The sequence below is a fragment of the Bradyrhizobium sp. LB8.2 genome, from assembly GCF_040548035.1.
Classification (GTDB): domain Bacteria; phylum Pseudomonadota; class Alphaproteobacteria; order Rhizobiales; family Xanthobacteraceae; genus Bradyrhizobium.
This window is the reverse complement of the sequence record NZ_JBEPQV010000025.1, coordinates 106199-124387: the sequence shown is the minus strand read 5'-3', so window position 1 is coordinate 124387 and position 18189 is coordinate 106199. Positions and strand designations below refer to the sequence as shown.

16 protein-coding genes are annotated in these 18189 nt (G+C 64.0%); 2 read left to right on the top strand and 14 right to left on the bottom strand.

What is annotated here, in order from left to right:
• Positions 1 to 303 precede the first annotated feature (303 nt).
• From ABIB06_RS26960 to thiD, 4 genes are all read right to left on the bottom strand, one after another.
• Positions 304 to 1287, bottom strand: coding sequence for a threonine/serine dehydratase family protein (locus ABIB06_RS26960; protein WP_247352069.1), 984 nt, complete (start codon positions 1285 to 1287; stop codon positions 304 to 306).
• Between the two features lie 63 nt (positions 1288 to 1350).
• Positions 1351 to 2394 (bottom strand): glycosyltransferase family 4 protein, encoded by a 1044-nt coding sequence (locus ABIB06_RS26955; protein ID WP_354049953.1) that lies wholly within the window; start codon positions 2392 to 2394, stop codon positions 1351 to 1353.
• Positions 2395 to 2407: 13 nt separating this feature from the next.
• A complete protein-coding gene (locus ABIB06_RS26950; protein ID WP_354049951.1) occupies positions 2408 to 3220 on the bottom strand; it encodes a UDP-2,3-diacylglucosamine diphosphatase in 813 nt (270 codons plus the stop codon).
• A gap of 205 nt (positions 3221 to 3425) precedes the next feature.
• Positions 3426 to 4226: a bifunctional hydroxymethylpyrimidine kinase/phosphomethylpyrimidine kinase gene (thiD, locus tag ABIB06_RS26945; RefSeq protein ID WP_354049949.1), complete on the bottom strand. Its 801-nt coding sequence runs from the start codon at positions 4224 to 4226 to the stop codon at positions 3426 to 3428.
• 130 nt (positions 4227 to 4356) lie between these two features.
• Between thiD and ABIB06_RS26940 the strand changes: the two genes are divergently transcribed.
• Positions 4357 to 4602, top strand: coding sequence for an Lrp/AsnC ligand binding domain-containing protein (locus ABIB06_RS26940; RefSeq protein WP_247352077.1), 246 nt, complete (start codon positions 4357 to 4359; stop codon positions 4600 to 4602).
• Here ABIB06_RS26940 and ABIB06_RS26935 read toward each other — a convergent pair.
• Positions 4599 to 5525: a c-type cytochrome gene (locus tag ABIB06_RS26935; protein WP_354049947.1), complete on the bottom strand. Its 927-nt coding sequence runs from the start codon at positions 5523 to 5525 to the stop codon at positions 4599 to 4601. The genes ABIB06_RS26940 and ABIB06_RS26935 overlap by 4 nt on opposite strands.
• Before the next feature lie 156 nt (positions 5526 to 5681).
• Here ABIB06_RS26935 and ABIB06_RS26930 point away from each other — a divergent pair, with 156 nt between their 5' ends.
• Positions 5682 to 6098, top strand: coding sequence for a CHRD domain-containing protein (locus tag ABIB06_RS26930; RefSeq protein ID WP_354049946.1), 417 nt, complete (start codon positions 5682 to 5684; stop codon positions 6096 to 6098).
• Between the two features lie 80 nt (positions 6099 to 6178).
• On the opposite strand, the gene ABIB06_RS26925 is transcribed toward ABIB06_RS26930, so the two are convergent.
• The 9 genes from ABIB06_RS26925 to ABIB06_RS26885 all read right to left on the bottom strand — a co-directional run bounded on the left by ABIB06_RS26925 (position 6179) and on the right by ABIB06_RS26885 (position 18017).
• A complete protein-coding gene (locus ABIB06_RS26925) occupies positions 6179 to 7474 on the bottom strand; it encodes a cystathionine gamma-synthase family protein (protein WP_354049945.1) in 1296 nt (431 codons plus the stop codon).
• A gap of 224 nt (positions 7475 to 7698) precedes the next feature.
• Positions 7699 to 8148 carry a cytochrome c gene (locus ABIB06_RS26920; RefSeq protein WP_354049944.1) on the bottom strand — a complete coding sequence of 150 codons (450 nt, stop codon included), beginning with the start codon at positions 8146 to 8148 and terminating at the stop codon, positions 7699 to 7701.
• Positions 8149 to 8239: 91 nt separating this feature from the next.
• Positions 8240 to 10549 (bottom strand): xanthine dehydrogenase family protein molybdopterin-binding subunit, encoded by a 2310-nt coding sequence (locus ABIB06_RS26915; RefSeq protein ID WP_354049943.1) that lies wholly within the window; start codon positions 10547 to 10549, stop codon positions 8240 to 8242.
• Positions 10550 to 10918: 369 nt separating this feature from the next.
• Positions 10919 to 11335, bottom strand: coding sequence for an SRPBCC family protein (locus ABIB06_RS26910; RefSeq protein ID WP_354049967.1), 417 nt, complete (start codon positions 11333 to 11335; stop codon positions 10919 to 10921).
• Positions 11336 to 11497: 162 nt separating this feature from the next.
• Complete coding sequence (gene murJ, locus ABIB06_RS26905) at positions 11498 to 13024, bottom strand: murein biosynthesis integral membrane protein MurJ (protein WP_354049941.1); 1527 nt, start codon at positions 13022 to 13024, stop codon at positions 11498 to 11500.
• A 196-nt stretch (positions 13025 to 13220) separates the two neighbouring features.
• Entirely contained in the window at positions 13221 to 14408 is a 1188-nt protein-coding gene (locus tag ABIB06_RS26900; protein ID WP_354049939.1) for a DegT/DnrJ/EryC1/StrS family aminotransferase, read from the bottom strand.
• A 9-nt stretch (positions 14409 to 14417) separates the two neighbouring features.
• On the bottom strand, positions 14418 to 15422 hold the full coding sequence (locus tag ABIB06_RS26895) for a Gfo/Idh/MocA family protein (RefSeq protein WP_247445515.1): 1005 nt from the start codon (positions 15420 to 15422) through the stop codon (positions 14418 to 14420).
• A gap of 185 nt (positions 15423 to 15607) precedes the next feature.
• Positions 15608 to 17020: a mannose-1-phosphate guanylyltransferase/mannose-6-phosphate isomerase gene (locus tag ABIB06_RS26890; protein WP_354049938.1), complete on the bottom strand. Its 1413-nt coding sequence runs from the start codon at positions 17018 to 17020 to the stop codon at positions 15608 to 15610.
• Between the two features lie 7 nt (positions 17021 to 17027).
• Entirely contained in the window at positions 17028 to 18017 is a 990-nt protein-coding gene (locus ABIB06_RS26885; protein ID WP_354049936.1) for an SDR family NAD(P)-dependent oxidoreductase, read from the bottom strand.
• Positions 18018 to 18189 lie beyond the last annotated feature (172 nt).

Here is an 18189-nt window from a genome sequence, read left to right as displayed (position 1 = left end):
GCCGGGACCAAAAACCATGCGCTTGGGGCTCGAAGCCCTCCAGCGCATCAAATTTGGCGCCTCACTGCGAATGGCCGATGTGTGAATCCGATAGCGCTTGCGGGGGAGGGTTGGGGAGAGGGTGCTTCCGCACGGAGACTCCCCAAGAGGAAACAGCCCCCACCCGGCGCTTCGCGCCGACCTCCCCCGCAAGCGGGAGAGGTTGCACCGAGCAAGCGGCAAGTTCGAATCCACCAAACGAAAATACAGAAAGGGGCAGAGCGGCAACGCTCTGCCCCTTCTTCATGTGAGACGATTAGAAAATCAGGCCACCAGCTCCGCGAACAGATCGGCGTCGACATTGCCGCCGGAGAGCACGATGACGACGTTCTTGCCGGCAACATCAAGACGCCCCGCAAGCAGCGCGGCCAATCCTACCGCTCCGCCCGGCTCGACCACGAGCTTCAGCTCGCGATAGGCGAATGCGACGGCCGCGCCGACTTCCTTGTCCGACGCGGTCACGCCGCGCGCGAGCAGCTTGCTGTTGATCGCAAACGTCATCTCGCCTGGGATCAGGGCCATCAGCGCATCGCAGATGGTGCGGCCTGCCGGCCCGTGTGGCTCGCGATGACCTGCGGTCAGCGAAAGGCCGTGATCGTCGAACGATTCGGGCTCGGCGACGACGATTTGGGCTAACGGATAGCGCGCCTTTACTGCCGTCGCGACGCCCGCGATCAGGCCACCGCCGGAGGCCGGCGCGACCACGATGTCAGGGGCGAGACCGAGCGCTGCCATGTCTTCCGCAATCTCGCGACCGGCAGTGCCTTGGCCTGCGATCACGAAGGGATCGTCATAGGGCCTGACCAGCGTTGCGCCGCGCTTCTCGGCGATGCCGCGCGAGATCGCCTCGCGGTCGTCGCGATCGCGGTCGTACAGCACGACCTCGGCGCCATAGGATTTGGTGCGCTCGCGCTTGGACAGCGGCGCATCCGCGGGCATCACGATGGTCGCCTGCATGTCGAGGATTTTTGCCGCCGCCGCCACGCCCTGGGCATGGTTGCCGGAGGAGAACGCGACCACGCCACCGGCGCGCTTGTCCTGCGGGATCGAGGCGACCTTGTTGAAAGCACCGCGAAACTTGAACGAACCGGTGCGCTGGAGCATCTCCGGCTTCAGGAACACCTTTGCGCCGACGCGCTCGTTGAGCACGGGAAAGGACAGCAGCGGGGTGCGGACGGCGAAGGGCGCGATCACGCGTGCTGCGGCATCGATATCGGCAGGGCCGATCGGGAGGAGCTGTTCGGTCATGACCGACCATATCGCGGCTATCGAGCCGCGGGCAAGACACCTCCACGCGAGGATTTCTTCCGCTCAGGCGACGAAGCGCGCCGGCTCCGCCCCGTTCCGGCCCGGCAGTACCGCGCCGACCGCCAAAATGCTGTCGATAAAAGCCCGGGCCGAGGCATCCCAGGTGTAGTTGGCGGCGAATTCGACGCAGTCCTGACGGGAGATGTCGAGCGCGGCGAAGCAGGCGCTGCGCAGATCGTGATCGAGCGCCCCGACTGGCGCATCGCCGATCACGTCGCGGGGCCCCTTCACCGGGAAAGCCGCAACCGGCAGGCCGCTTGCCAGCGCTTCGAGCAGGACCAGGCCAAAAGTGTCGGTCTTGCTCGGAAACACGAAGACGTCGGCGGCCGCGTAAATGTCGGCCAGCTCCTCGCCGTGCTTCTCGCCGAGGAAGATCGCGTCCGGATACGCCTCCTCCAGCGCGACACGCGCCGGACCGTCGCCGACGATCACCTTGGTGCCGGGCAAATCGAGGTCAAGGAATGCCTCGAGGTTCTTCTCCACCGCGACCCGGCCGACCGAGAGGAACACCGGTGCCGGCAAACAGAGATCGATCGCGCGAGGATGGAACAAATGGGTGTCGACGCCGCGGGGCCACAGCACCACATTGTCGAAGCCGCGCTCGGTCAGCTCGCGGGCGAGCGCAGGCGTTGCCGCCATCACGGCGCGGCTGGGGCTGTGGAATCGGCGCAGCGCCCGCCAGATCAGCGAGCCCGGCACCGGCACGCGGGCGCGGACATATTCGGGAAAGCGGGTGTGGAAGCTGGTCGTGAAGGGCAGCTTGCGCTGGCGGCAATAGCGGCGGACCATCAGGCCGATCGGACCTTCCGTCGCAATGTGGATGCTGTCCGGGTGCGCCTCTTCGATCAGCTTCGCGATCCGCGCCGGGCGCGGCATGGCCAGCCGCACGTCACGATAGCTCGGCATCGCAAAGGTGCGGAACGATTGCGGCGTCAGGAACGAGAATTCGACGTCGAGGCTTTTGGCGGCGTCGGCAAGCTTGGTCAGCGTCCGAACCACACCGTTGACTTGCGGGTGCCAGGCGTCGGTCGCGACCAGGATGCGCATCAGGCTGCCCTTGTTATGCAGCTTTGGCTGCGACCTGCGGGATCTGTGCCGGCTTCTCGGCCTGGTCCGCCCAGGTGATGATCTCGAAACGGCCGTCGTCGTGCTCGACCAGCGCCGTGCAGCTCTCGACCCAGTCGCCGCAATTCATGTAGCGGATGCCGCCCTCGTTGCGGATCACGGCGTAGTGGATGTGGCCGCAGATCACACCATCGGCGTCATGGCGCCGCGCCTCGGCGGCGAGCGCCTGCTCGAACGCGCCGATATAGTTGACCGCGTTCTTGACCTTTTGCTTGGCCCATTGCGACAGCGACCAATAGGGCACTTTGAACATGCGCCGGAAAAAATTGACGAAGCGATTCATCTGGATCGCGAAGTCGTAGGCCTTGTCGCCGAGATGGGCGAGCCAGCGCGCGTTCTGCACCACGAGGTCGAAGATGTCGCCGTGGATGACGAGATAGCGCTTGCCGTCCGCGCCGGTGTGGACAGTGTTCTCGACGACGTCGATGCCGCCGAAATGCGTGCCGTAATAGTTGCGCAGGAACTCGTCGTGATTGCCGGGGATGTAGATGACCTTCGCGCCCTTGCGCGCCTTGCGCAAAAGCTTCTGGACGAGGTCGTTATGCGATTGCGGCCAATGCCAGCTCGATTTCAGCGCCCAGCCGTCGACGATGTCGCCGACGAGATAGATCGTGTCTGCATCATGGAAACGCAGGAAGTCGAGCAGAAGGTCGGCTTGAGAACCGCGGGCTCCGAGATGAACGTCGGAGATGAACAACGTGCGAAAGCGCCGCTCAGGGCTCTCGTCACTCACATCGTAACTTCCCATGCGACAGCCTGTAACAATGTCCCGTGACAGGGGGATGACCAATTGAACCTTTGACGCACCCTCGGATACGAATCGCGCCTTGCCTTGCCCTCCCCGCGAATATCAGTCGCATGCGACAATCAGGCGACATCACGCCGCAGCAACCTCCGCAAGAACCCGGAACTGCTGGCTGGATGGGTTAACGGCCGCGCGCTCGCGGCCGGTCTCAGTAAAATCTGTGGAAATGATGGATCGGCCCGTGGCCGTGGCCGACGCTGAAGCGGTCGGCGGCCGCGATCGCCGCGCTGATCCAGGCCTTGGCGTTGCGCACGGCGCGCTCGAGATCCTCGCCTCTGGCCAGCCCGGCGGCGACCGCCGAGGACAGCGAGCAGCCTGTGCCATGGGTGTTGCTTGTGGCCACGCGCGGCGCGGCGAGCGCGATCGTGGTCTTGGCATCGACGAAATAGTCGGTGCTCTCGGCGCCCTCGCCGTGCCCGCCCTTGATCAAGACCGCACGGCAGCCCAACGCCAGCAGCCGGCGCCCCTGGCTCTCGATCTCGGCCTCGCTAGTCGCAACCGGCTCGTCGAGCAGAGCCGCAGCTTCCGGCAGATTGGGCGTGATCACCGAGGCCAGCGGCATCAGTTTGATGCGCAGGGCGTCGATGGCTTCGGACGCGAGCAGGCGATCACCCGATGTCGCCACCATCACGGGATCGAGCACGATGTGTTGGGGCTTCCAGCGCGACAGTGCGGCCGCGATCGCATCGATGCTGGCGGCTTGCGCCACCATGCCGATCTTGACCGCGCCGACCTCGATATCGGAGAATACCGCGTCGATCTGCGCGGTGACGAACTCGGCCGGCACGGCGTGAATGCCGGTGACGCCGCGCGTGTTCTGCGCCGTCAGCGCCGTGATGGCGGAAGCGCCGAAGACACCGAGCGCGGCAAAGGTCTTCAGGTCTGCCTGGATGCCGGCACCGCCGCTCGAATCGGAGCCGGCGATGGTGAGCGCCACGGGGGTGATCATGGGCCGACTTTCCGCTTCCTGGGGAGCATGGCCCCTCCTAGCGCGCATATACAGAGGCAGCAAGTTCGCTTGCCAAATCCGGCCGGTTTTGGCCTATTAGCCGGTCAGATATGCCTTCGGAGTGACTGCAATGGTTCCTTTTTTCGTCCAGATCAAATGCAAGCTCGGCCAGTCCTATGTGGTCGCCAATGCGCTTGCCGAAGCCGAGATCGCCTCCGAGATCTATTCCACGGCCGGTCAATACGACCTGCTGGTGAAGTTCTACGTCGACAACGACACCGATATCGGCCACTTCGTCAACGAGAAGGTGCAGGTGCTGCCGGGCATCCAGGACACCCTGACCATCATCACCTTCAAGGCGTTTGGCGCGACCTAGCTTCCTTCTTTGCGCTTCGGTCGCGGCGGACCGTCCACCGGCGGCAGCGATTTGAGATAGTCCGCCATCGCCGCGCGATCCTCGTCCGGCAATTGCGAGGTGTTCTTGATCACCCGCGTCATCGCACCGCCGACGCTGTCGCCGTCGGGGAGTTCGCCGGTCTTCAGGAGATAGGCAATATCCTTCGCGCTCCACTCCCCAAGGCCCTTCTGCGTGATGTTGGGCACCCAGCCCTCGCCTTCCGGATTGGGCCCGCCGGCGAAGCGTTCTCCGGCGATGATGCCGCCAAGCGCATTGCGCGGGCTGTGGCATTCCGCGCAATGGCCAAAACTGTTGACGAGATAGGCGCCACGATTCCATTGCGGCGACTTCGCGCTGTCGGCGACGAAAGGCTTGCCGTCCATAAACAAAAGTTTCCAGATGCCGACGTTGCGCCGGATGTCGAAGGGAAAGCGCACATCGTGGTCGCGCACCTTGCCTGCAACGGCCGGCAGTGTTTTCAGATAGGCGAAGAGATCGAGCACGTCCACGCGCCTGGCATCCTGATACGAGGTATAGGGAAAGGCCGGAAAATAATGCTGTCCGTCCGGCGAGACCCCGCCCATCACCGCGTTGACGAATTTGGCATCGCTCCATTTGCCGATGCCGTAGGTCGGATCGGAGGAGATGTTCGGCGCGTAGAACGTTCCGAACGGCGACTTGATCGCGACGCCGCCGCCGAGCCTGAGGCGATCGGGCTGGTCGGGGACGGCATGGCATGAGGCGCAGCCGCCGGCGTTGAACATCACCTCGCCATTGGCAAGATCAGGCACGTGGGCAGGCGCGCCACCGGCGGCCGCCACCACCGGCGCGCTGAGCCACCAGTAGACGCCGGCTGCGGCGAGTGCGGCGAGCAGCGCCACGGAGATTGTTCGTCGCAACATACGGTCCCTTCGTGCATCGCCGCGAACCTTATGACCGATGTCTTCGTCGCTCCAACCACGAAGAATTTAGCCCACCGCGGCCTGAAACGGGAATAAACTGAAATGCCGGCTGTTGGAAGTTTGGCAGCCCAAACGGGTTCAGCAGGGAGAAGAGTCATGAACAAGACCGTTATCGCCATGTCAGTGCTCGGCGCCGTTGCCTTTGCGGGTTCGGCCAGCGCGGAAAAGCTGAAAGCAACGCTCGACGCCAAGTCCGAGGTGCCCGCAACGACCAGCAGCGGCACCGGAACGGCCGATCTGGACTACGACGCCGCCAGCAAGAAGCTGTCCTGGAAGCTCACCTATTCCGGCCTGTCCGGCCCCGCCACCGCCGCGCATTTCCACGGACCTGCCGAGGCCGGCAAGAACGCCGGCGTCGCGGTCCCGATCCCCGGCGCCGCCAAGAGCCCGGCGGAGGGCTCGGCGACATTGACCGACGCGCAGGCCGCCGATCTGCTCGCCGGCAAGCTCTACGTCAACATCCACACCGCGGCCAATCCGGGCGGAGAGATCCGCGGTCAGGTGATGAAGTAACCTTTCGCACTGTCCGACAAAAGGGCGGCTGCTTACGCAACCGCCCTTTTCGATTCACGTAGCCCGCGCTGGCGCATACGTCACACGTCAGGTTCGGCCGCATTCAACGCCTGCGCGAGGTCGGCGATCAGGTCCGAGGGGTGTTCGATGCCGATCGACAGCCGGATCGTGGAATCGAGGACGCCGATTTTCCGGCGGATATCGGCGGGAACGCCGGAATGGGTCATGGTGGCAGGCAGGCTCGCAAGCGACTCCGTTCCACCAAGGCTCACCGCCAGCTTGAGGATCTGCAGCGCGTTGAGGAATTTCATGGCCGCCGCCTTGCCGCCGACGATGTCGAACGAGAACGTGGATCCCGCACCTGAGCATTGCCGCGCGAACACAAGTCCGGCCGGCGAAGCCGCTTCGTGATGACCGAGATAGTGGACCTTGGCCACTTTGGGATGGTCGCGCAGATAGTCGGCCACGAGGCGCGCATTCGCATCGGCCTTTTCCATCCGCAGGCTCAGCGTCTCGAGCGACCGGTTGATCATCCAGCAGGAATGCGGATCGAGCTGGGTGCCGATGGCGCCCCGGAGCGCCTTGATGCCTTTCACGACCGCCTTCGCGCCGAGCGCGGCGCCCGCGATCAGGTCTGAATGACCGCCGACATATTTAGTGAGCGAGTACAAGGAAATATCCGCGCCGTGCTCGATCGGCCGCTGAAACACCGGTCCGAGCAGCGTATTGTCGCAGGCGATGATCGGGACGTGTCCTTGCTTCTTTCCGATGACGTCGGCGACACGGCGCATCATCGCGACGTCGACCAGCCCGTTGGTCGGGTTGGCCGGGGTTTCGATCAGGATCATCGAGACCCGGCCCTTGCCCATGGCCTCTTCCGCGGCCTGGCTGACCACAGCTTCGTCAACACCATCGGCGAAGCCGACGGCGCCGATCGACAGACGCGCAAGCGTATTCGTCAGCAGGGTTTCCGTCCCGCCATAGAGCGGCTGGGAGTGCAGAATGACATCGCCAGGGCGGACGAAAGCCAGGATCGTGGTTGCGATGGCCGCCATGCCCGATGAGAACAGCGCACAGCTCTCGGTGCGCTCGTAGATCGCGAGCCTGTCCTCGACGATTTCGCTGTTGGGATGATTGAAGCGCGAATAGACCAGGCCCGCACCCATCCCTTCCGGAGGCTCGCGCCGGCCGGAGACGAAATCGAAGAAGTCCTGCCCATCCTCGGCCGTCTTGAACACGAACGTGGAGGTCAGGAACACCGGTGGCTTGACGGCGCCTTCCGACAATTGCGGATCATAGCCATAGGTCAGCATCAGCGTTTCGGGATGCAGCATATGGTTGCCGATGTGCGTCTTCGACGGGAACGGTTTCACCATGGCTTGTCTCGCTGTTCCTGGTTGAGCAAAGATAACTGCTCCGACAGCGATCCGTCAGGCCTTGCGAACATAATTTGCTGCTGCGCTGCGCGTGCAGACTTCGCGGCTGGCGGCCGTGTTCCCGCAGCCCAGAGGGAGCAAAAGCGGAATTCGGGATGGACCTGTCGGCTCGCGCACGCTCCTCGGATTTCGCTTCGCTCCGTCCGGGCGACAAGCTACGGCCGCTACTTCAGCTTCAGCCGGTACGTCTCGTGGCAATCGGTGCAGCGATCGTTGATCGCGGTATAGGCGGCCTTCAGGCTCGCCACGTCGGTGATCTTGCCCTTGACGTCCGCGATCGCCTTCTGGACCGGTGGGATCTTGGAGTCGAAATCGGCTTTGTTCTGCCAAACCTTCGACGACGCCCCATAGGTCGCGTTCACGACGTCCTGCTTGGGATTGACCTCGAACGTCTTGGCAATCTTGGCGACGTCGCCCTCGAGATTGGCGATCGCCTCGTCGACGGCCTTCTGGTTGTAGGGGATGTCGCCCTTGGTCATCTTCTGGATGACGGTGTAGAGGCTCTTGGCCTGCGAGCGCATCAGATTGTCCTGCTGGACGGCAATCTCCTGTTGCGCCATCACGGCGCCCGCACCTAGCACCAACGTGCCCACGACAATCATCATCCGTTTCATCGGCTTGTTTCTCCGGCTTGTATGGGTTGGGGGAGCGCCATCATGATAGAACCCGGCGGCGGGTGTTTATTCCCGCCGCGGAGATCGCCGTTTACAGGCTGTGACGGCGATGGTGCTCGTTGATGGCGATCCACACCCGCTCCGCGGTCGCGGGCATGTCGATGTGGTCGATCTTGTATTCGCGCCAGAGCCCGTCGACGATGGCGTTGACGACGGCCGGGCAGGAGCCGATCGCGCCGGCCTCGCCCGCGCCCTTCACCCCCAGCGGATTGGTCGTGCAGGGAACGTTGGCTGTCTCGAACACGAAGGCAGGCCCGTCCGCCGCGCGCGGCAGCGCGTAGTCCATGAAGGTCGCGGTGATGAGCTGGCCGTCGCTGGCGCCATAGACCACCTGCTCCATCAGCGCCTGGCCGATGCCCTGCATGGCGCCGCCATGCACCTGGCCGGCCAGCAGCAGCGGATTGAGCGTCTTGCCGAAATCGTCGACGATCACGTAGTTGACGATTTTGATGATGCCGGTGGCCGGATCGATCTCGACTTCGGCGACATGCGTGCCGTTCGGATAGGTGCCATCGGCGCTGGCGAAGGTTGCACTCGCGTTCAGCTTCGACGGGTCGGCGCCGGGGCGCTTGGCGAGATCGGCGAACGAGATCGAACGGTCGGTGCCGGCGATGCGCACCACGCCTTCTGAAATCTCGAGGTCGCCGGCACTGGCCTCCAACGCCTGCGCCGCGATCTCCTTAAGCTTCGCGCCGAGTTCGCGGGTCGCACGCTCGACGCTGACACCGCCTGAGGGAATCGAGGCCGAGCCGCCGGTGCCGAGGCCCGTGGCGATCATATCGGTGTCGCCCTGGTGGACGTGCACGCGCTCGGGCGCAACACCGAACTGCTCGGCGACGATCTGCGCATAGGCGGTCTGGTGGCCCTGCCCGCTCGACTGCGTGCCGATCAGGACGGTGATGTCGCCATTGGGATCCATCCGCACATTGGCGGTCTCCTCGCCCATGGTGCCGCAGACCTCGACGTAGCTCGCAAGCCCGATGCCGCGGATCAGGCCGTTCTTCTTGGCGAGCTTTGCGCGCTTTCCAAACTCCTTCCACTCGGCGATCTCCATCGCGCGCTTGAGATGCGCGGCGAAGTCGCCGGAATCGTAGATCTTGCCGGTCGCGGTCTTGTAGGGCAGCGCCTTCGGCTGAATGAAATTCTTGCGGCGGATGGCGTCCGGCGTCATGTCGAGTTTTCGCGCGCAGGCATCCACGAGGCGCTCGATGACATAAGCCGCTTCGGGCCGACCCGCGCCACGATAGGCATCGACCGGCACGCTGTTGGTGAAGATGGTGCGCACCCGGCAATGGAACGCCTGGATATCGTAGAGGCCCGGCAGCATGCCGGCGCCGCCATGCGGGATGTAGGGGCCGAAGGTCGACAGATACGCGCCCATGTCGCCCATCAGGTCGCAATCCATCGCGAGGAACTTGCCGTCCTCAGCCAGCGCCATCTTCGCGGTGGTGACGTTGTCGCGGCCTTGCGCATCACCCATGAAATGCTCGGTGCGGTCGGCCGCCCATTTCACCGCCTTCTTCAGCTGTCGCGCGGCGACTGCCAGGAGGGCGTATTCCCGATATGGAAACAGCTTTGTGCCAAAACCGCCGCCGACGTCGGGGCAGATCACCCGCATCTTGTCGGTCGGGATGTTCAGCACGTTCTGGCAGAGGATGTCGCGCAGGCGATGGCTGCCCTGGCTGCCGACCGTCAGCGTCAGATGGTCGCGCTTGGCGTCGTATTCGCACACGGCAGCGCGCGCCTCCATGAAGCTCGCGACCACACGCGGATTGACGATCGAGATTTCGGCGACTGCATGCGCCTTGGCAAACACAGCTTCGGTCGCGGCCTTGTCGCCGATCGAGACGTCGAACAGCACATTGCCGGCCTTGTCCGGCCACACCTGCGGCGCGCCCTTCTTGATGGCGTTGACGACGCCGGTCACAGCCGGCAGCGGGCTCCATTTGACCTCGATCGCCTCGATCGCGTCGCGGGCCTGGTCGATGGTCTCAGCCACGACGAAGGCGATGGAATCGCCGACATGGCGCACCTCGTCCTTGGCGAGGATCGGGTAAGGCGGGCCGGTGAAGGGATCGGTTTCGAGATTGAACAGGCAGGGCAGATTGCCGAGATCCTTGACGTCGTCGGCGGTCAGGATCAGCGCGACGCCGGGAAGCCCGCGGGCGCGGCTCGCATCGATGGTGTATTTGGCATGCGCATGCGGCGAGCGCAGCATCAGGCAGCGCAACGCGGCCTGCGGCGCGTAATCGTCGGTGTAGCGGCCCTTGCCGCGGATGAGTGCATCATCCTCCTTGCGCAGCACGCTTTGGCCAACGCCGAACTTGATGGGAGCCGCCATTTTCTTGTCCCGTCCTATGGTTGTTTTGCCGGCATATTGCCGTGGAAAAACTGGCAAGGCAAATGGCTTTGGCTGGGCACGGTCTGCCGGTCAGAAGGGGATGGGATGGAAAGGTCGTGGCTCGCTCATTTCCCTGTGAAGATCGATGGTCCTGCGGACGTCCCAGGCCCGCTCGGAAAACCCCTCACAGGTCGCAATGAGCACATTGGTCGTGCCGGCCAATCATCGGCCAATGGGAGTCAAGCGGACGTTTTGCGACCGCTCTGAGAGGTTAGCCAATGAGCCGAAGCCGATCATTCCCCGACGGTTCAGTTTCCGTCAGAGCCGACGACGCCTGTCGGGAATCTCATCTCTTCCCCCTGCACGCCTTCACGACTTCTTCTGCCTCGCTTCCACGTGTCGTGCGAAGTTGTCGAGGATGGCCTGCCAACCGCCTTGCTGCTGCTCGACCGAGTGCGTCGATTCGCCATCGAAGACAACGCGGACGAGAATGCCCTTCGGTCCCGGCACAAGCTCGACTTCGGCTTTTCGCTCGCCGAAAGCGTATTCGATCCGCTTGTGCTCGACGATCTTCGTGTAGGTGCCGGCAAAGTCAAAGCCCATGCTGCCGTCCTTGGCCTCCATGCGAGATGAGAAGGCACCGCCTTCTCGCAGGTCGACGGTAGCCTTGGTCGTATGCCAGTCGTCGGACGCGGCGTTCCACTTCATGATGTCGGCAGGCGTCGTATAAGCGCGCCAGACCTGATCGATGGGGGCTGCTACGTTGGTTTCGACGGTGATCCTCATAAACAGTGCTCCTGGTTCGATTTTGCCGGATCGAGGTGACGGCATCACTTCACGTGTGCAGGGTCCATCCACCGCACTTCCGCGATGTGTCCATCCAAGGACGATCGAGACTGGTCCGTGCCGACAAGGTCGAGCCGTCAATGCGTTGAAAATTCGAAGAAGCTAGCCGCGCACCAGCGAGACTAGCCAGCGGCGGCCGAACAGAACCAGGATCGCGAGCGCGTAGACGATTGTGCCCCCGAGGGCCAACAGGACCAGCGTCAGTTCGTCTTGGAAGTGCATCGAGGCAAGATTGGCGCCGCTGAACCGCGCGATCAGCCAGAAGGCGGCGGCCAGGATGATGCCGGTCAGCAGGAATTTGGCCAGCGACAACAGCCAGGCACGGTCCAGCACGAGAAAGCCCCGCCGCACTGCGAAGAAGAGCACCAGCAGCAGATTGGTCCAGACACCGACGGCTGTTGCGAGCGCCAGGCCGATCTGGGCGAGCGATCCCATCAAGGCGACCTTCAGGGCGACGTTGACCGCGATGCCGGTCAGTGACGCTCGAACCGGCGTCGCCGTGTCCTTGCGCGCATAGAAGGTCGCGACCGCGCTGCGGATCAGCACGAAGGGGATCAGACCGATGGCATAGGCGGCGAGCGTGGCGCCGGCGACGGCGGCATCGGCCTTCGAGAACGCCCCGCGGGCGAACAGCGCACGCATGATCGCGTCGGGCACGGTGAGGAAGGCGGCGACGAACGGCACCGAGAACAGCAGCGTGAAATCGAACGCGCGGCGCTGCGCCTTCATCGCGCCGTCATGGTCGTTGGCGGTGATCCGCCGCGACATCTCCGGCAGCAGCACCGTGCCGATGGCGATGCCGATCACGCCGATCGGCAGCTGGTTGAGGCGGTCGGCATAGTAGAGCGCCGACAGCGCGCCCGCGGGCAGGAAGGTCGCGATGATGGTGTCGGCAAACAGCGCGACCTGCGTGCCCATCGAACCCAGCGTCGCGGGCCCGAGCGCCCTGAAGAAGCCGCGGACGTCTTCGTCGAGCTTGAGTGGCGCAAAGCGCGGCAGGCCGCCATGGCGCGCGAGATCGCCCGCCAGCAGGAAATATTGCAGGAAGCCCGAGATCAGGACGCCCCAGGCGGCGGCATGGCCCGCGCTGGGAAACCAGACAGCGAGCGCCAGCGTCATCATCATCGAGATGTTGAGGAAGATCGAGGCCGCCGCAGCGCTGGCGAAGCGCTGCATCACGTTGAGCATGCCGCCATAGAGCGTGACCAGCGTGATCAGCAGCAGATAGGGAAAGGTGATCCGGGTGAGCTCGATCGCGAGCCTGCGCTGCTCGACATCCTCGCTAAAGCCGGGCGCCAGAATGCTCATGGCCTGCGGCATGAACAGCCAGGCGACGATCAGCAGCACCACTTGCGAGGCCAGCAGCAGCGTGAAGATGCGGTCGGCGAACAATCTTGCCGCCCCCTCCCCGCGCTCGCCATGGACGTGGGCATAGGCCGGCACCCAGGCGGCGTTGAACGCGCCTTCGGCAAAGATCGCGCGGAAATGATTGGGCAGCCGCAGCGCCACGAAAAAGGCGTCGGCCACGGGGCCGGCGCCGAGGATCGCCGCGAGCATGATGTCGCGGGCAAATCCCGTCAGCCGCGAGAGCAGCGTATATCCGCCAACCGTGAAGATGCGTCCGAGCATGCGTATGTTTTAGAGCATGGCGAGATTAGGTCTAGGTGCAAGCTGCGGCGCAGGTCCGCTCCCTCCCCCGCTTGCGGGGAGGGTTGGGGAGAGGGTGTTTCCGCAATTGAGCCCCCAGAGGAGAGAACCCTCACCCGGATCGCTTGCGCGATCCGACCTCTCCCGCAAGCGGGAGAGGTAAAGAATAACGGCGAAATCAGCCCGCAATCGCGCCGCGCACGGCCGCGATGATTCGCTCCTGATCGGCTTCGGTCAGATAAGCGTGCATCGGCAGGCTGATGACGTCCTGCGACAGGCTCTCGCAGCCCGGCAGGCCGCCTTCTGCAACCGGATACTGCTTGTAGGCGGTTTGCTGATGCATCGACTTGCCGTAATAGATCGCGGTCGGCACACCCTGGGCCTTCAGCGCGGCGGCAAAGCCGTCGCGGTCGGTGCCCTCAGGGAGACGGATCGTGTACTGCGCCCAGACCGATGTATTGCCGGGAGCAACGCGCGGTACGGTGACCACATTGCTGAGTCCTCGCGCGTAGCGTTCGGCGACCTTGTTGCGGGCAGCGATCTCGTCGTCGAAGATCTTCAGCTTCTCGATCAGGATCGCGGCCTGCATGGTGTCGAGCCGGCCGGTCAGGCCGAGGCGGACGTTGTCGTATTTATCGACGCCCTGCCCGTGCACGCGGATACTGCGCAGCGTCGCCGCGAGCTCGTCGTCATCGGTGAAGATCGCGCCGCCGTCGCCGAAGCAGCCAAGCGGTTTTGCGGGGAAGAAGCTGGTCGCGGTGGCGAGCGCCAGCGTGCCGAGCTTGCGGCCCTTGTAGCTCGCACCAAAGCCCTGCGCGGCGTCGTCAAGCACGAACAGGCCTTCCGCCTTGGCGATCTCGGCAATGGCGTCGTGATCGGCGGGCTGGCCGAACAGGTCGACCGGAATGACCGCGACCGGTTTGAGGCCCTGCTTGCGGGCGGTCGCGATGCCGCGCTTCAGCGATTCCGGGCTCATGTTGAAGGTCGCCTCATCGACGTCGACATAAACAGGCGTCGCGCCGGTCCGCGCCACCGGCGAAGCCGTCGCGATGAAGGTGAAGGACGGACACAGCACGGCGTCGCCCGGCCCGACATTCTTCGCCATCATCACGATCAGGATCGCATCGGTGCCGCTGGAGCAGCCGATGACGTGCTTGGCGCCGCAATAGGCCGCAAGCTGCTTCTCGAGCTCGGCGACTTCAGGGCCGTTGACGAACTGACAATGGTCGAGAACGCGCTTCACGGCTGTATCGAGCGAATCGCCGAGCCGGCGGCGCTGCGAGGCGACGTCGACGAAGGGAATGAGTTCGGAACGCAGATGCTGGTTCATGGCCTGGTTCTTGGCGCCTTCTTGAATGGTCGACATGGAAAAGGATCAGCCGGCGACGCGGCGCGGACCCTTGCGGGCGGACGACGTGGCTGCGGGGCGGGACGGCGTTTCCAGGCACTGCGTCGCGATCTCGAGGCTGGCAACGCCTTCGTCGCCCGTGACCGCCGGCGTCTCGCCGTTACGCACGGCCTTGAGGAACGCGATCAGCTCGGCGCGAAGCGGCTCGTCATGGCCGACCGGCAGATGCCGCATCGAATAGCTGCCGTCCGGCTTGAAGCCGAAGCATTCGGTGACCTGACGCGTCAGGAGATCGCCCATCACGTATTTGCCGCGGGTCGCGACCGTGACGCTGCGCGCCTTGAACGGGGTCAGCCAGTTGGTGTTGATGTGGGCGAGCACGCCGTTGGCGGTGCGGAACTGCAGCAGCGCGATGTCCTCGCGCTCGGCGATCGCGCTCGACAATTGCGGTTGCACCTCGACGATGTCGGATTCGGTGAACCAGCGGATCAGGTCGATGTCATGCACGGCAAGATCGATGACGACGCCGACGTTGGACATGCGCGGCGGGAACGGGCCGACGCGCGTGATCGCGATGGAGAGGATATCTTCGCCCGCGATCGCCTGCTTGACGGCGGCGACCGCCGGATTGAAGCGCTCGACATGGCCGACCATCAGCGTCACGCCGGCCTTTTGCGCGGCGGTGACGATCTCGCGGCCTTCCGCGACCGTGGAGGCGATCGGCTTCTCGACCAGCACGTGGATGTTCTTGGCGATGCAGGCGAGCGAGACCTCGTGATGCAGATGGGTCGGCGCCGCAATGGTGACGGCATCGACGCCTTCGGCGAAGAGCTGGTCGAGCGTCTCGAAGCCCGTGCAATTGGCAAGCTCCATCGCCCGCGTGCGATGGGCCGGCGAAGGATCGACGACGCCGACAAGGCTGACGCCGGGCAAGCCGCTCAGCACGCGCGCGTGGTTGCTGCCCATCACGCCGGCGCCAATGACGCCGACGCGCAAGCCGGCCTTTGCCGGTGCAGATCCGTTGGAACTCATCTGAGCAAACCCCGATTCAACGCAAAATCCCCGGCGCAGCTCTAGCACGGACGCCACATTTGTGGCGAATGCCGCCCTCACGATCCGGACACGATTTGATTCAAAAAGTTACACGTTCCCTGGGCCTTAAGCCTCTGAAAGAGACCAACGTTTCAGCCCGCGTCGCGTGATTCGGAGCTTGCTGGCTACGACCGTTGATAGTCGTCTTCAATCCGGATGATGTCGTCTTCGCCGAGATAGCTTCCGGTCTGGACCTCGATCAGCTCCAGCATGATCTTGCCGGGGTTCTCCATCCGGTGCACCGCGCCCATCGGGATGTAGATCGACTCGTTCTCGTGCACCGTCTTGACGGTCTCGTTGACGGTGACGCGGGCGGCGCCGCGGACGACGATCCAGTGCTCGGCGCGATGATGGTGCTTCTGCAGCGACAGACGCCCGCCCGGCTTCACCACGATGCGCTTGACCTGGTGGCGCTCGCCATTGTCGACCGACTGGTAGCTGCCCCAGGGCCGATGCACCCTAAGGTGCTCCTCGGTGACCTTCGGTGCCACCGCCTTGAGCTTGGTCACGAGCCGCTTCAGGCCGTTGGCATCCTTCTGGCGCGAGACCAGCACCGCATCCGCGGTCGCGACCACGACGAGATCGTCGACGCCTTCGAGCGCGACCAGCGCGGAATCGGTGGTGACGTTGCAGTTGCGGGAATCTTCGAACACGGCGCTGCCGTGCGAAGCGTTGCCTTGTGCGTCCTTCTCGGACAATTCCCACACCGCGTGCCAGGAGCCGACGTCGGACCAGCCGCAGGACACCGGCACCACCGCTGCGCGCGCGGTCTTTTCCATCACCGCATAGTCGATCGAGATCGCCTTGGCCGCGCCGAACGCCTCGGGCTCCAGCGTCACGAAGCCGAGATCGCGGCCGGCATTGGCGACGGCATTGGAGATCGCCTCCACGCTCGCCGCGTCGACCTTGCGGTATTCGTCGAGCAACACGCTGGCCGGGAACATGAAGTTGCCGCTGTTCCAGAGATAGCCGGAATTGACGTAGTCGGCCGCCTTCACCGCGTCCGGCTTCTCGACGAAGCGCGCGACCGCGTGAACCGTGCCGGAGATCACCTCGCCCGGGCTGATATAGCCGTATTCGGTCGCCGGCCGCTCCGGCTTGACGCCGAAGGTGACGATGCGCCCGGCGCTCGCGGCGATCAGACCTTCGCGGCACGCCGCGACGAAGGCGGCATTGTCCTGCACCACATGGTCGGCGGCGAGCGCGAGCACGATGGCTTCACCGGCGCGGTTCTGCGCGAACACCGCGCCCGCGGCAATCGCGGGGCCGGAATCGCGCCGCGTCGGCTCGAGGATCACGTCGGCTTCGATGCCGATCTCGGCGAGCTGCTCCAGCACCATGAAGCGATAGGAGGCATTGGTGATGACGATCGGGCGATCGAACAGCGAGGCCTCCGAGACGCGCGAAAGCGTGTCCTGAAAGGTCGAGCGCGTGCCGAACAGCGGCAGGAATTGCTTGGGGCGCACCTCGCGCGAAGCCGGCCACAGCCGCGTGCCGGCACCGCCGCACATGATCAGGGGGATAATGCGTTTGTCCATCGTCATTTCAAACCTTGAAGTAGTCCCGATACCAGGTGACAAAATTACGAACCCCGTGCGCAATCGGCGTTGACGGTGCAAAGCCGGTGTCGCGCATCAGATCCGAGACATCCGCGAACGTTTCCAAAACGTCTCCCGGCTGCATCGGCAGCAATTCTTTGACCGCCGTCCGACCCAGCTCCTGCTCCAGAAGTCCGACGACATGCATCAGTTCTTCCGGATGGTGGTTGCCGACATTGTAGACCTTAGACGGCGCATTTGCGGCAGCCGGGTCATCCGCGGGCACCTGATCAATCAGCTTGGACACCACGCGGGTGACGTCGTCAATATAGGTGAAGTCGCGACGCATTTTGCCATGGTTAAAGAGCCGGATCGGCCGATCGGCCATGATGGCGTTCACGAACAGAAACATGGCCATATCGGGCCGACCCCAGGGGCCGTAGATGGTAAAGAAGCGCAGGCCCGTGACCGGCAGCCGATAGAGATGGCTGTAGGACTGCGCCATCACCTCGTTCGCCTTCTTGGTCGCGGCGTAGAGGCTCACGGGATAGTCGGTCCGGTCCTGCACGGCAAATGGCAGTTTTGTGTTGGCGCCATAAACGGAGGATGACGAAGCGTAGACGAGATGACGACAACCATTGTGCCGGCAGCCCTCCAGCACGTTGAGAAAGCCCCGGAGATTGGAATCGGCGTAGGCGTGCGGCTGCTCGATCGAATAGCGCACGCCGGCCTGGGCCGCGAGATGCACGACTTTGGCAAATCGGTGTCGCGCAAACAGCGCCGCGATGGTCTCGCGGTCGGCGAGATCGGCCTCGACGAAGAAGAAACGGGAATCCCCGCGCAACAGCGCAAGGCGCGCCTGTTTCAACGCCGGGTCGTAATAGCCGTTGAGATTGTCGAGCCCGACGACGGGCCGGCCCTCGCTCAGAAGCTGCCGGGTGACGTGAAAGCCGATGAAACCGGCCGCACCCGTAATCAAAATCGCCTGATCCGTCATTCTGTTCCCGAGAAATCCTTCGCCCGTGAGGCCTCTTTAGCGGGGAGCGCAATAGCTCCGCCACCCTGCATGAGGCTGTTCATGAGAACTCTTAATAACCGCTATTGCAAGATCGACGCCAAAACCATACCAAAGCGGCCGAATTCGGCGCCTCGCGTCGGGTGGTTTCAAA

What these genes read in the sequence shown, in the direction of transcription:
- ABIB06_RS26960 (WP_247352069.1), bottom strand. Translation starts at nt 1,287, where the DNA reads ATGACCGAACAGCTCCTCCCGATCGGCCCTGCCGATATCGATGCCGCA.
- ABIB06_RS26955 (WP_354049953.1), bottom strand. Translation starts at nt 2,394, where the DNA reads ATGCGCATCCTGGTCGCGACCGACGCCTGGCACCCGCAAGTCAACGGT.
- ABIB06_RS26950 (WP_354049951.1), bottom strand. Translation starts at nt 3,220, where the DNA reads ATGGGAAGTTACGATGTGAGTGACGAGAGCCCTGAGCGGCGCTTTCGC.
- thiD (WP_354049949.1), bottom strand. Translation starts at nt 4,226, where the DNA reads ATGATCACCCCCGTGGCGCTCACCATCGCCGGCTCCGATTCGAGCGGC.
- ABIB06_RS26940 (WP_247352077.1), top strand. Translation starts at nt 4,357, where the DNA reads ATGGTTCCTTTTTTCGTCCAGATCAAATGCAAGCTCGGCCAGTCCTAT.
- ABIB06_RS26935 (WP_354049947.1), bottom strand. Translation starts at nt 5,525, where the DNA reads ATGTTGCGACGAACAATCTCCGTGGCGCTGCTCGCCGCACTCGCCGCA.
- ABIB06_RS26930 (WP_354049946.1), top strand. Translation starts at nt 5,682, where the DNA reads ATGAACAAGACCGTTATCGCCATGTCAGTGCTCGGCGCCGTTGCCTTT.
- ABIB06_RS26925 (WP_354049945.1), bottom strand. Translation starts at nt 7,474, where the DNA reads ATGGTGAAACCGTTCCCGTCGAAGACGCACATCGGCAACCATATGCTG.
- ABIB06_RS26920 (WP_354049944.1), bottom strand. Translation starts at nt 8,148, where the DNA reads ATGAAACGGATGATGATTGTCGTGGGCACGTTGGTGCTAGGTGCGGGC.
- ABIB06_RS26915 (WP_354049943.1), bottom strand. Translation starts at nt 10,549, where the DNA reads ATGGCGGCTCCCATCAAGTTCGGCGTTGGCCAAAGCGTGCTGCGCAAG.
- ABIB06_RS26910 (WP_354049967.1), bottom strand. Translation starts at nt 11,335, where the DNA reads ATGAGGATCACCGTCGAAACCAACGTAGCAGCCCCCATCGATCAGGTC.
- murJ (WP_354049941.1), bottom strand. Translation starts at nt 13,024, where the DNA reads ATGCTCGGACGCATCTTCACGGTTGGCGGATATACGCTGCTCTCGCGG.
- ABIB06_RS26900 (WP_354049939.1), bottom strand. Translation starts at nt 14,408, where the DNA reads ATGTCGACCATTCAAGAAGGCGCCAAGAACCAGGCCATGAACCAGCAT.
- ABIB06_RS26895 (WP_247445515.1), bottom strand. Translation starts at nt 15,422, where the DNA reads ATGAGTTCCAACGGATCTGCACCGGCAAAGGCCGGCTTGCGCGTCGGC.
- ABIB06_RS26890 (WP_354049938.1), bottom strand. Translation starts at nt 17,020, where the DNA reads ATGGACAAACGCATTATCCCCCTGATCATGTGCGGCGGTGCCGGCACG.
- ABIB06_RS26885 (WP_354049936.1), bottom strand. Translation starts at nt 18,017, where the DNA reads ATGACGGATCAGGCGATTTTGATTACGGGTGCGGCCGGTTTCATCGGC.